The sequence below is a fragment of the Pseudomonas fluorescens group sp. PF-69 genome (genome assembly GCF_054481235.1).
In genome coordinates, this window is record NZ_JBTMNC010000001.1 from 187,625 (window position 1) to 200,320 (window position 12,696).

General features: G+C 57.0%; 12 protein-coding genes. 1 reads left to right on the forward strand and 11 read right to left on the reverse strand.

All coding sequences use genetic code 11. From position 1 onward, the window contains the following. Positions 1-8: 8 nt before the first annotated feature. The 11 genes from lpxD to rpsB all read right to left on the reverse strand — a co-directional run bounded on the left by lpxD (position 9) and on the right by rpsB (position 11,540). Positions 9-1,064, reverse strand: coding sequence for a UDP-3-O-(3-hydroxymyristoyl)glucosamine N-acyltransferase (lpxD, locus tag ACX3YF_RS00940; RefSeq protein WP_130209688.1), 1,056 nt, complete (start codon positions 1,062-1,064; stop codon positions 9-11). 3 nt (positions 1,065-1,067) lie between these two features. Continuing rightward, the gene (locus tag ACX3YF_RS00945) at positions 1,068-1,571 is read right to left on the reverse strand and encodes an OmpH/Skp family outer membrane protein (RefSeq protein WP_007990260.1); all 504 of its coding nucleotides are present in this window, start codon (positions 1,569-1,571) and stop codon (positions 1,068-1,070) included. A gap of 45 nt (positions 1,572-1,616) precedes the next feature. Further along, complete coding sequence (gene bamA / locus ACX3YF_RS00950; protein ID WP_130209686.1) at positions 1,617-3,995, reverse strand: outer membrane protein assembly factor BamA; 2,379 nt, start codon at positions 3,993-3,995, stop codon at positions 1,617-1,619. 72 nt (positions 3,996-4,067) lie between these two features. Continuing rightward, positions 4,068-5,420, reverse strand: coding sequence for a sigma E protease regulator RseP (gene rseP, locus ACX3YF_RS00955; RefSeq protein ID WP_448645903.1), 1,353 nt, complete (start codon positions 5,418-5,420; stop codon positions 4,068-4,070). Between the two features lie 52 nt (positions 5,421-5,472). Continuing rightward, positions 5,473-6,663 (reverse strand): 1-deoxy-D-xylulose-5-phosphate reductoisomerase, encoded by a 1,191-nt coding sequence (gene ispC / locus ACX3YF_RS00960; protein ID WP_458973295.1) that lies wholly within the window; start codon positions 6,661-6,663, stop codon positions 5,473-5,475. After that, entirely contained in the window at positions 6,660-7,466 is an 807-nt protein-coding gene (locus ACX3YF_RS00965; RefSeq protein WP_130209680.1) for a phosphatidate cytidylyltransferase, read from the reverse strand. The genes ispC and ACX3YF_RS00965 overlap by 4 nt, the downstream gene beginning before the upstream one ends. After that, positions 7,466-8,221, reverse strand: a complete 756-nt coding sequence (gene uppS, locus ACX3YF_RS00970; RefSeq protein ID WP_130209678.1) for a polyprenyl diphosphate synthase — start codon at positions 8,219-8,221, stop codon at positions 7,466-7,468. Before uppS ends, ACX3YF_RS00965 begins: the two co-directional genes overlap by 1 nt. Positions 8,222-8,234: 13 nt before the next feature. Beyond that, on the reverse strand, positions 8,235-8,792 hold the full coding sequence (gene frr / locus ACX3YF_RS00975) for a ribosome recycling factor (protein ID WP_008000041.1): 558 nt from the start codon (positions 8,790-8,792) through the stop codon (positions 8,235-8,237). Then, complete coding sequence (pyrH, locus tag ACX3YF_RS00980; protein ID WP_003222124.1) at positions 8,789-9,532, reverse strand: UMP kinase; 744 nt, start codon at positions 9,530-9,532, stop codon at positions 8,789-8,791. The genes frr and pyrH overlap by 4 nt, the downstream gene beginning before the upstream one ends. A 212-nt stretch (positions 9,533-9,744) precedes the next feature. Further along, a complete protein-coding gene (gene tsf / locus ACX3YF_RS00985) occupies positions 9,745-10,611 on the reverse strand; it encodes a translation elongation factor Ts (protein ID WP_130209676.1) in 867 nt (288 codons plus the stop codon). A 191-nt stretch (positions 10,612-10,802) separates the two neighbouring features. Beyond that, positions 10,803-11,540, reverse strand: coding sequence for a 30S ribosomal protein S2 (rpsB, locus tag ACX3YF_RS00990; RefSeq protein WP_008057307.1), 738 nt, complete (start codon positions 11,538-11,540; stop codon positions 10,803-10,805). Between the two features lie 371 nt (positions 11,541-11,911). Here rpsB and map point away from each other — a divergent pair, with 371 nt between their 5' ends. Continuing rightward, the gene (gene map, locus ACX3YF_RS00995; protein WP_047526297.1) at positions 11,912-12,694 is read left to right on the forward strand and encodes a type I methionyl aminopeptidase; all 783 of its coding nucleotides are present in this window, start codon (positions 11,912-11,914) and stop codon (positions 12,692-12,694) included. The last annotated feature ends 2 nt before the right edge of the window (positions 12,695-12,696 follow it).

Here is a 12,696-nt window from a genome sequence, read left to right on the forward strand (position 1 = left end):
AAATGGTATCAGCCATCTGAAGAAGCATTACCGTCAGGGGTCACTTCCCCTACTTGCTTTTCCAGCTGTCGCAGACGCCGTGCGATGTCATCGAGCTGACGGATACGGGCCGCGCTTTTGCGCCACTCGGCCGCAGGCTGCATTGCCGTACCGGAAGAATAGGAACCTGACTCGGTGATCGAGTGAGTCACCATGGTCATTCCGGTAATGAAAACGTTGTCGCAAATATCGATATGTCCCACCAGCCCTACGCCACCGGCGAGCATGCAATGCTTGCCGATTTTGGTGCTGCCGGAAATTCCCACGCACGCGGCCATGGCCGTGTGATCACCAATCTGGACGTTGTGGGCGATCTGAATCTGGTTGTCGAGCTTAACGCCGTTACCGATGATGGTATCGGCGAGCGCGCCGCGGTCGATGGCAGTATTCACACCAATTTCCACGTCGTCACCGACCAGAACGCCCCCGATCTGGGCAATTTTCTGCCAGATACCCTTTTCGTTGGCAAAACCAAAGCCTTCGCCACCGAGTACGGCACCCGACTGAATGACCACTCGTTTGCCGATGCGCACGTCGTGATACAGCGTGACGCGCGGAGCGAGCCAGCCACCTTCGCCAATGACGCTACGAGCACCGATGAAACAGTGCGCGCCAATGGTTGTCCCCGCGGCAACTTGCGCTCCGCTCTCGATGACTACGAAGGCTCCGATACTCGCCGCCGGATCGACCACCGCGTCCGCCGCAATGACTGCGGTCGGATGAATACCGGCGGCCGCCTTGGGCTTGGGATCGAACAGGTGCGAAATGCGCGCGTAGGCGGCGTATGGATCAGGCACCACCAGCACATTACCGGCAAACCCCTCAGCATCAGCGGCTTTCAGCAACAAGGCTGCAGCCTGGCTGCCTGCCAGGTATTTACGGTATTGGGGATTTGCGAGAAAGCTCAACTGAGTTGGGCCAGCCTCCTGCAAGGTGGCTAGCCCAGTAATTGCCTTCTCCGCGTCGCCACGTAACGTGGCACCGAGGAACTCGGCCAGTTGGCCGAGTTTGATAGTCGCAGTCATGGATTACTTCAGCTGATTCATGCGCTCGATAACCTGGCGCGTGATGTCGTACTGAGGTTTGACATCAATCACTGCGCCACGCTCGAAGACCAGGTCAAAAGCACCTTTCTTGATGACTTCTTCCACAGCGCTGTCCAGTTTCGGCTTGAGCTGCTTCAGCATTTCACGATCGGCAACGGCTTTGGCTTCGTTCAGTTCCTTGGACTGGAACTGGAAGTCACGAGCCTTTTGCTTGAATTCAAGCTCCAGACGCTCACGCTCGCCCTGCTGCATTTTGTCGCCACCGGCCATCAGACGATCCTGAATACCCTTGGCACTGCTTTCCAGTGTCTTGAGCTTGGTCAGTTGAGGACCGAATTTTTTCTCGGCATCCACGGCGTACTTCTTGGCCGCATCGGATTCCAGCAGGGCCATCTGATAGTTCAGAACGGCGATTTTCATGTCGGCGAATGCCGGGCCTGCTACCAGTACGGAAGCCAGGAGAACCAATTGAGTCAACTTACGCACGATGCACTCCTACAAAATCCATTGTCGTTATCTTGGGTCAGACGCTTAGAACGTCTGGCCGAGGGAGAATTGGAACACTTGAGTCTCGGCATTGCTGTCCGGCTTTTTAACTGGCATCGCTAACGCGAAGCTCAACGGACCAAGGGCGGTAACCCAAGTCACACCAACACCCACAGAACTGGCCATATTGCTCAGGCTGACGTCGTTACATTGAGTGTTGGACTTCGAGCCATCGGCATTGGTGCTCTGCTTGCAGGTCGAATCGAACACGTTACCCACATCCCAGAATACCGAGGTGCGCAACGAACGCTGGTCTTTCACGAACGGCAACGGGAACAGAACTTCTACACCACCCTGAATCAGGACGTTACCACCAAACGGCAATGGATCCTGGTCTGGATCGACTGCGGTTCCCGGGTTCACGCCCCGGCTCGGGGTACTGCGAGGCCCCAAAGTGCTGTCCTTGAAGCCACGAACCGAGTTGAAACCACCAGCATAGTAGTTTTCATAGAACGGCAAGCCATCAGTGGAACCGTAACCATCGCCATAACCCAGTTCGGTGTGCAGGCGCATGGTGTAGTTTTCAGACAACGGCTGGAACAATTGACCGCGGTAATCCAGTTTAAAGAACGACAAATCGCTGCCCGGTGTTGTCGCTTCCGCAGTCAGGCTTTGGGAATGACCACGGGTCGCCAGTACGCCTTTGTTCAATGTGGACTCGGACCAACCGGCCGAGGCCTTGAAGTTCAGGTACTGATCACCTTGCTGGTTAACGAAGTCGAAAATTTCGTCGACGGTGTAAAGACCCGTCTTGATCTTGTCTTGTTGCGCAGTCAATCCGAAGGTCAGACGCGACGTCTCGCTGATTGGATAACCGACGCTGACGCCCGCTCCCAGGCTGTCAACGGCGTAGCTGGCTACGTTGACATCAAGGTCTTTGTAGTCGGTGGTGCGATAGAAGGCGTTGTAACCCAGGCTCACACCATCAGCGGTCCAGTACGGGTCGACATAACCGAAGTTATAGCGACTTTGATATTGGCTGCGGGTCAAGCCGATGCTGACCTTGTTACCGGTACCGAGGAAGTTGTTCTGGGTGATCGAACCACCGAGGATCAGACCGGCACTCTGGGCAAAACCGACGCTGGCGGTAATCGAACCGGACGCTTGTTCTTCAACGCTGTAGTTCACATCCACCTGGTCATCGACGCCAGGTACGGCCGGCGTCTCAACGTTGACTTCCTTGAAGAAGCCCAGTCGCTCCAGACGTGTCTTGGATTGATCGATCAGGTAAGTCGACGCCCAACCGCCTTCCATCTGACGCATTTCACGGCGCAGCACTTCGTCCTCGGACTTGGTGTTGCCGCGGAAGTTGATGCGGTTGACGTAGGCACGCTTGCCCGGATCCACAGCGAAGGTGATGTCTACGGTGTGGTCTTCATCATGAGGCTGCGGCACGCCGTTGACGTTGGCGAAGGTGTAACCCTCGTTACCCAGACGACGGGTGATCAGCTCGGACGTAGTGGTCATCAGCTTGCGCGAGAACACCTGGCCTTTCTGCACCAGGAGCAGGGACTTGACCTGATCCTCTGGAACCTTCAGGTCGCCGCTCAACTTGACATCACGAACGGTGTACTTGTCGCCTTCGTTGATGTTGACGGTGATATAGACGTGCTTTTTGTCCGGAGTGATGGACACCTGGGTCGAAGCGATATCCATGTTGATATAGCCACGGTCCAGGTAGTAGGAACGCAGACGCTCCAGGTCACCGGACAGTTTTTCACGAGCATACTTGTCGTCGTTCTTGAAGAACGACAACCAGTTGGTTGTCTTGAGTTCGAACAGGTCGATCAGGTCTTCATCCGGGAAGACCGTGTTGCCCACCACGTTGATGTGCTGGATAGCGGCAACGGTGCCTTCGTTGATGTTGACCTTCAAACCGACGCGGTTGCGCGGTTGCGGTACCACTTCGGTGTCGACGGTGGCGGAGTAGCGACCCTGAGCGACGTACTGGCGCTGCAGCTCGTTACGTACACCTTCAAGGGTCGCGCGCTGGAAGATCTCGCCTTCGGCCAGACCGGACTGCTTGAGGCCCTTCATCAGGTCCTCAGTGGAAATCGCCTTGTTACCTTCGATCTCGATACTGGCGACCGACGGACGCTCGACTACAGTAATAACCAGGACGTTGCCATCGCGGCCCAGCTGGATATCTTGAAAGAAACCGGTTTTGAACAACGCACGAGTGGATTCCACCAGGCGATGATCATCCGCCTGTTCACCGACGTTCAACGGCAAAGCACCAAAGACGCTACCCGCGGAGACCCGCTGGAGGCCATTGACGCGAATATCAGAGATAGTGAAGGACTCGGCGTGAACTTCGGCGATCATCAATACGGTGAGAACCGCAGTTAGCAGCAGACGTTTCATGAAGTCCTTTCTTATTCCAACTGGCAATAAACAAACTGCCGCAAAATGCGGCAGATTCGCAATTCAGCGACGTTACAGACGACCCAGATCATTGACCAGAGCAAGCAACATCACTCCGATCACCAAACTGATACCGATCTGTATCCCCCAACCTTGCACCCGATCCGACAAGGGACGACCACGCGCCCACTCAATCAGATAAAACAACAAATGCCCCCCATCCAGCACAGGAATGGGCAGCAAATTCAGAACCCCCAAGCTAATACTCAGATAAGCAAGGAAATTCAGGAAATCAGCAACACCCGACTGGGCCGAAGCGCCCGCCACTTTAGCAATGGTTATCGGTCCACTCAAGTTTTTTACCGAGAGCTCGCCGAACAACATTTTCTTCAGCGAATCCAGGGTCAGCAGGCTCATGGTCCAAGTACGCCGTGCCCCCTCCCCAATCGCGGCCACCGGGCCGTAACTGACCTCCCGAATCATCTCCGGCGGCCAGTCGACAGGCTTGACCCCTGCCCCCAGGTAACCACTCGGAGCCTTCCTGTCGCCACGCGCAGCCAGTGTCACAGGGACGTCGATTCGAGCACCATCGCGCTCGACCCGCAGCATTATTTTGGTATCAGGACGCATACGGACGGTGTCGACCACTTGCTGCCAGTCATCCAGCGCCTTGCTGTCCAGCGCCAGCAGTCGGTCGCCGGTTTTCAGGCCAGCAGCCTGCGCCGGGCCCTTTGGATCAAGCTCAGCCAGGACCGGCGGCAACGCCGGACGCCAAGGACGGATACCCAGCGATCGAATCGGATCCGGCTCATCAGCCCCCTTGAGCCATTTATCAAGGGCCAGCTCACGCGGAGAATCGACTGTGGAGCCTTGTTCACGAACCAACACTTGCAGGGAACCGCTTTCCCCAAGTCGACGGACCAACTGCAAATTCACCGCAGCCCAACCGGAAGTCGGCTCACCGTCGATGGAAACAATTTCCTGACCCGGGCTCAAACCGGCCTTGGCGGCGATACTGCCAGACTCTACGGCCCCGATGACCGGGCGCACCTGCTCGCTGCCGAGCATGGCCAGCACCCAGAAAAACACCAGGGCCAACAGGAAGTTGGCAATCGGCCCAGCCGCTACGATGGCAATACGCTGACGGACGGATTTTCGATTGAAGGATTGGTCGAGTTGATCGACAGGCACTTCGCCTTCACGCTCGTCAAGCATCTTGACGTAGCCACCCAGCGGGATGGCAGCCAATACGAACTCAGTGCCTTTCTTGTCGTGCCAGCGTAGCAGTGGCATTCCGAAGCCTACGGAGAAGCGCAGCACTTTGACCCCACAGCGACGAGCGACCCAGAAATGGCCGAACTCGTGGAAGGTAACCAGCACGCCCAAAGCTACCAGGGTGCCGACAATCATATAGAGCGCGCTCATCTATTTTCTCCGCATTCCTATCCGGTGCCGCATGGGCCAACGCATTGCACACTTATCGCCCGTGACGACTCAACCATCGTTCAGCCAGCACACGCGCCTTCGCGTCTGCCGTGAACACTGCCGCGAGATCATCCACTGCTACCACAGGCTCGAGATTCAAGGTTTCCTCGATGATACTCGCGATTTCCGGGTAGCGAACCCGTCCGTCGAGAAAGGCCGCAACCGCGACCTCATTGGCCGCATTCAACATGGCCGGCGCACTGTTGCCTGCCTCGGCCGCCAGACGGGCCAGGCGCAGGCAAGGAAAACGCTCCTCATCGGGCGCCTGGAAGTCCAGACGCCCGATGGCAAACAGATCCAGTGGCGCCACACCCGAATCGATCCGTTCCGGCCAGGCGAGCGCATGGGCGATTGGCGTGCGCATGTCGGGATTACCCAATTGAGCCAACACTGAGCCATCGATATAGTCGACCAGCGAATGAATGACGCTCTGTGGGTGAATCACCACTTCGACCTGGGAAGGCTTGGCATCGAACAGCCAGCAGGCCTCGATCAGTTCGAGCCCTTTATTCATCATGCTGGCCGAGTCGACCGAAATCTTGCGCCCCATGGACCAGTTCGGATGAGCACAGGCCTGCTCGGGGGTAACGTGCGCCAGCTCAGCCATCGGCGTCTGCCGGAACGGGCCACCCGACGCCGTCAGCAGAATCCGCCGCACACCGACTGCCCCCAGGCCTCGAGCGAAATCCTGCGGCATGCACTGGAAAATCGCGTTGTGCTCACTATCGATCGGCAGTAACACCGAGCCACTTTTGCGCACAGCCTGCATGAACAACGCACCGGACATCACCAGTGCTTCCTTGTTGGCCAGGAGGATTTTTTTGCCGGCCTCGACTGCAGCCAAGGTCGGACGCAAACCCGCCGCGCCGACAATGGCCGCCATGACTGCATCGACTTCAGGGCCGGCGGCGACCTGACACAGACCTTCCTCACCCACCAAAACCCGGGTCGAAAGACCTGCCGCACGCAGATCATCCTGCAACACTCGAGCAGCCGCCGCTTCAGGCACTACAGCGAATCGCGGGGTATGACGCACGCACAGCGCCAGCAGCTCACTCAATCGTGTGAAGCCGCTCAGGGCGTAAGCTTGATAGCGCGCAGGATGACGAGCGATGACATCGAGGGTGCTCAGACCGATCGAACCCGTCGCCCCCAACACGGTAATCTGCTGTGGGCGGCTCACGGTGCAGCCATCCACAACAATACGGCAAATACAGGAATCGCGGCGGTCAGACTGTCGATCCGATCCAGTACACCGCCGTGTCCCGGCAGTAGATTACTGCTGTCCTTGATCCCCGACTGACGCTTGAACATGCTTTCGGTAAGGTCGCCCACGACTGAAATAAACACGATCAACGCCGCGCCGATCAGGCCCTTGAACAGCTCGGCAACCGTCCAGTCACGGAAAAACCCAACCAGGACAGTGATGATCAGGCTCAGCGCCAAACCACCGTAAACGCCTTCCCAACTTTTGCCCGGGCTGACTAGCGGAGCCAGCTTGCGCTTGCCGAACGCCCGACCGGAAAAATACGCGCCGATATCAGCCCCCCAGACCAGCACCATCACCGCCATGATCAACCAGTTCCCCAGGGGCTCCTGCTTGATAAGGACCAGGCCTTGCCAGGCCGGCAGCAGAATCAGCAGTCCGATCACCAGCTTGCAGGCCGCACTGGCCCAGTGATCGCTGGAGCGTGGATACGTCAGCACCAGATAGGTCGCAATGCCCCACCAGAGCACCGAAGCCCCCAGTATCCAGGGCGCGAGCCCCGGCAACAGGTGCATGACAAACAGCATCAACGCGACGACTGCGGCGTAGGCAATGCGCATCGACTGCTCATTGAAACCCGCCAGGCGAGCCCACTCCCAGCCACCCAGGGTCACTACCAACCCTATAAACAGCGCGAAGGCAGAGCCCTCGAGAAGGAAGAAACCGCACAGGGCAATCGGCAGCAGGATCAGCGCGGTGATGATTCGTTGTTTGAGCATTAAACCCGGGCTCCAGCCTCGACCTGCTCGCTCGTTTTACCGAAGCGACGCTGGCGAGATGCGAAATCGGCCAGCGCATTACGCATGGCGTCGTGTTTGAAGTCCGGCCAGAACAGGTCGGAGAAATACAATTCGGCATAGGCCAGCTGCCACAGCAAAAAATTGCTGATGCGGTGCTCGCCACCGGTACGGATGCACAAGTCCGGTAACGGCAGATCACCGGTAGCCAAACAGGTTTGCAACAATTCCGGGGTGATGTCTTCGGGCCTCAGGTGCCCCGCCTGAACTTCCCGAGCCAGGCGCTGCGCCGCCTGCGCGATATCCCACTGACCGCCGTAATTGGCGGCGATCTGCAGAACGAAGCGATTGGCGCCTGCGGTCATGGTCTCGGCTTCACGCATCGCAGCCTGAAGCTCCGGGTGGAAACGCGAACGGTCGCCAATGATGCGCAAGCTGATGTTGTTGTCGTTGAGGCGCTTGGCCTCACGACGCAATGCCTTGAAGAACAGATCCATCAAGGCACTGACCTCATCGGCCGGGCGCTGCCAGTTCTCACTGGAGAACGCGAACAAGGTCAATACCTCGACCCCCGCCTCGGCGCACACCTCGATGACCGCACGAACCGCATCCACGCCCGCTTTATGCCCGGCGATACCCGGCATAAAGCGTTTTTTCGCCCAGCGATTATTACCATCCATGATGATCGCGACATGGCGCGGCACCGCAGGCGGTGCAATCTGCTTGGTCTTTTCCATGAAAACGTGACCCTTATACGGCCATCAGGTCTTTTTCTTTCTGCGCCAAATCCGCATCGATTTTAGCCACGAACTTTTTGGTCAGATCGTCGATTTCGCCAGTGGCGCGACGCTCTTCGTCTTCACTGATTTCCTTTTCCTTGACCAGATCCTTGAGCTGGCTGTTCGCGTCACGACGGATATTGCGCACCGCAACACGGGCGTCTTCAGCAACATCACGAGCCTGCTTGGTGAAGCCCTTACGGGTTTCCTCAGTCAGGGCAGGCATGGAAATCAGCAGCAACTCACCGAGGTTGGTCGGATTGAGGTTCAGACCAGCGCTGCCGATCGCCTTGTCCACAGCACCCAGCATATTGCGCTCGAAGGCAACAACTTGCAGGGTGCGAGCGTCTTTGACAGTGATGTTCGCAACTTGCTTGATCGGCGTGTCGGAGCCGTAATACGGCACCATGACACCTTCCAGAATGCTTGGATGCGCCTGGCCGGTACGAATACGACCGAAGTTGTGCGCCAGCGATTCCACGGATTTCTGCATGCGCTCTTGAGCGTCTTTCTTGATTTCGTTGATCATTGTTGGCCTTCCTCGATCAGGGTCCCTTCAGCGCCACCGTGCACGATGTTCAGCAGGGCGCCGGGCTTGTTCATGTTAAATACGCGCAATGGCATCTTGTGGTCGCGGCACAGGCAAATGGCCGTCAGATCCATCACGCCCAGCTTGCGATCCAGTACTTCATCGTAGGTCAGATGATCGAACTTCTCTGCATGCGGGTCTTTGAATGGGTCAGCGGTGTAGACGCCATCGACCTTGGTCGCCTTGAGCACGACATCGGCATCGATTTCGATTGCACGCAGGCAGGCTGCCGAATCCGTGGTAAAGAACGGGTTGCCGGTGCCGGCTGCGAAAATCACGACGTCCTTGGAGTTCAGGTGGCGCATGGCTTTGCGGCGATCATAGTGATCGGTCACGCCAACCATGGAAATGGCCGACATCACAATGGCCGAGATATTGGCACGTTCGAGCGCATCGCGCATCGCCAAGGCGTTCATCACAGTGGCCAGCATGCCCATGTGGTCGCCCGTGACCCGATCCATGCCAGCCTTGCTCAGCGCCTCGCCGCGGAACAGGTTACCGCCGCCGATCACCAGACCGACCTGAACACCGATGCCGACCAGTTGGCCAACTTCCAGCGCCATGCGATCCAGAACTTTCGGATCGATCCCGAACTCTTCCGAGCCCATCAGGGCCTCGCCGCTAAGCTTGAGTAGAATGCGTTTATAGCGAGCCTGATAACCACTGCCCTGCTGAGCCATTGCGAATCTCTCCTGCGGCGTATTTTAAAAATTCTTTGCGAGCTGTTTTCAGCTGGCGTTCACTCTAGCTTGGCGCTGCTTCAGCGCCATCGGAACATGGCTTTGTAAGTCAGTTCCAAAAGGAAACCAATTAAAAATTGGTGCCCCATCTGAAAAGAGGCTGCGCGCGTGAGCGGGCAGCCTCTTCAGGGCGACAGTTAAAAAAAACCGTCTTATTGCTTGGAAGCAGCCGCAACCTGAGCAGCAACTTCTTCAGCGAAGTTGTCAACTGGCTTCTCGATGCCTTCGCCGACCTTGAAGTAGGTGAAGGAAACGATTTCTGCGCCAGCTTTCTTGGCCAGGGCACCAACGGTGACTTCCGGGTTCATGACGAAAGCTTGCTCGACCAGGCTGGCTTCGGCCAGGAACTTGGTGATACGGCCAGCGATCATCTTCTCGACGATTTCTGCTGGTTTGCCTTTCATCTTGTCTTCGTTCAGGGTCATGAAAACACCCTTCTCGCGCTCGATGGCCTCTGGCGAAACCTGCGATGGCAGCAGGAACTCAGGGTTGCTTGCCGCCACGTGCATGGCGATCTCTTTGGCCAGCTGTACATCGCCGCCCTTGAGAACAACAGCAACACCGATCTTGTTACCGTGCAGGTAGGTGCCGACAACGTCACCCTCTACGCGTACCAGACGACGGATGTTGACGTTTTCGCCAACTTTGGCAACCAGGGCTTCACGAGCCGATTCCTGAGCGGCGATCAGCGGAGCTGCGTCGGTCAGTTTTTCGGCGAAAGCTTTTTCTACGCTGGCAGCAACGAAGTTCTTGAAGTCGTCTTGCAGGGCCAGGAAGTCGGTCTGCGAGTTAACTTCCAGCAGTACGGCAGACTTGTCGTCAGCCTTGATGGCGATTGCGCCTTCAGCGGCAACGTTGCCCGCTTTCTTGGCAGCCTTGATGGCGCCCGAAGCACGCATGTCATCAATGGCTTTTTCGATGTCGCCGCCAGCCTTGGTCAAGGCCTTTTTGCAGTCCATCATGCCTTCGCCAGTACGCTCGCGCAGTTCTTTGACCAACGCTGCAGTAATCTCTGCCATTTCAAAATTCCTCTTGGATAGGTTATCAACCATTCCACCCGATCGAACGGGCGTTCAATTCTTCCCGAACCACCCTTGTTAGCTGCCGCACGTTACAGATGAAGCAGAGGGCGCCAACAAATGGTTTCCGAGGTGGCAAAAAGGGGGCCAAGCCCCCTTTTTGCTTACTGAGTCAACGCCAGGGGCGTTAATTACTCAGCTGCAGCTGCCGGAGCTTCTTCAACGAAAACTTCGGTGCCGCCAGCAACGTTGTTGCGACCACGGATAACAGCGTCAGCCATCGAACCCATGTACAGCTGGATAGCGCGGATTGCGTCATCGTTGCCTGGGATGATGTAGTCAACGCCTTCCGGGCTGCTGTTGGTATCGACTACGCCGATAACCGGGATGCCCAGCTTGTTGGCTTCGGTGATCGCGATGCGCTCGTGATCAACGTCGATAACGAACAGAGCGTCTGGCAGACCGCCCATGTCCTTGATACCACCCAGGGAACGATCCAGCTTTTCCAGGTCACGGGAGCGCATCAGCGCTTCTTTCTTGGTCAGCTTGGCGAAAGTACCGTCTTCGGCTTGTACTTCAAGGTCACGCAGACGCTTGATGGAAGCACGGATGGTTTTGAAGTTGGTCAGCATGCCGCCCAACCAGCGGTGATCGACGTACGGCGAACCGCAACGTGCTGCTTCTTCAGCAACGATCTTGCCAGCGGAACGCTTGGTGCCGACGAACAGAATCTTGTTTTTGCCCTGGGCCAGGCGCTCTACGAAAGTCAGAGCTTCGTTGAACATTGGCAGGGTTTTTTCAAGGTTGATGATGTGGATCTTGTTACGCGCGCCGAAAATGTATTTACCCATTTTCGGGTTCCAGTAACGGGTCTGGTGACCGAAGTGCACACCGGCCTTCAGCATATCGCGCATGTTGACTTGGGACATGATAGTTCCTTAATAAGTCGGGTTTGGCCTCCACGTATCCCAATGACCAACCAGCAGCATCAGCTGAAGGCACCCAGGTCATCGTGTCGACACGTGTGTGGATTTAGGCTTTTCGGGGCATCCCCGGAAAGCGGCGCATTTTATACCACAAGGGAGGAAAAAACGGAACCCGGATTCTGAAATCCTGGCAACCACACAGTTCCCGCCCTTGGAATCGGCCCCCAATGCACCATTGTATGGAGAGAAGCGATTCACAGAGCGGCGGATTTGCCCCGATCGTCTGTTAGAATTGCGTTTTTCAGGGCTGCGAAGTTCGAATGCGCAACGCCCTTTTCGTTGAGAAAGCGCCATCGAGCGCAGAGAGAGCCTGTATGACCGTCACCCTCAAAACCCCCGAGGACATCGCAAAAATGCGCGTCGCCGGCAAACTGGCCGCCGATGTGCTGGAAATGATTGCCGAATACGTCAAGCCGGGTGTGACCACCGATCAACTGAACCAGATCTGCCACGACTATATTGTCAACGAGCAGAAAGCCATCCCTGCCCCGCTCAACTACAAGGGCTACCCGAAGTCGATTTGCACATCGATCAACCACGTGGTCTGCCACGGCATCCCGAACGACAAGCCGCTGAAGGATGGCGACACCCTTAACATCGACGTCACCGTCATCAAGGACGGCTACCACGGCGATACCAGCCGCATGTTCCACGTCGGCACCGTGCCAGTCTGGGCCGAGCGCCTGTCCCAAGTGACCCAGGAATGCATGTACAAGGCGATTGAAATCGTCAAACCCGGTTGCCGCCTCGGCGACATCGGTGAAATCATCCAGAAACACGCTGAAAAGAACGGTTTCTCGGTGGTTCGCGAATTCTGTGGTCACGGCATAGGTAAAGTTTTCCACGAAGAGCCACAGATCCTGCACTACGGCCGCGCGGGCACCGGCATGGAACTTCAGGCCGGCATGACCTTCACCATCGAGCCGATGATCAACCAGGGCAAGGCCGACACCAAGGTCCTGGGCGACGGCTGGACCGCGATCACCAAGGATCGCAAGCTGTCGGCACAGTGGGAACACACGCTGCTGGTAACCGAAACCGGTTACGAGATCTTCACCTTGCGCAGCGATGACACCATCCCGCGCGTTTCGGCCTGATC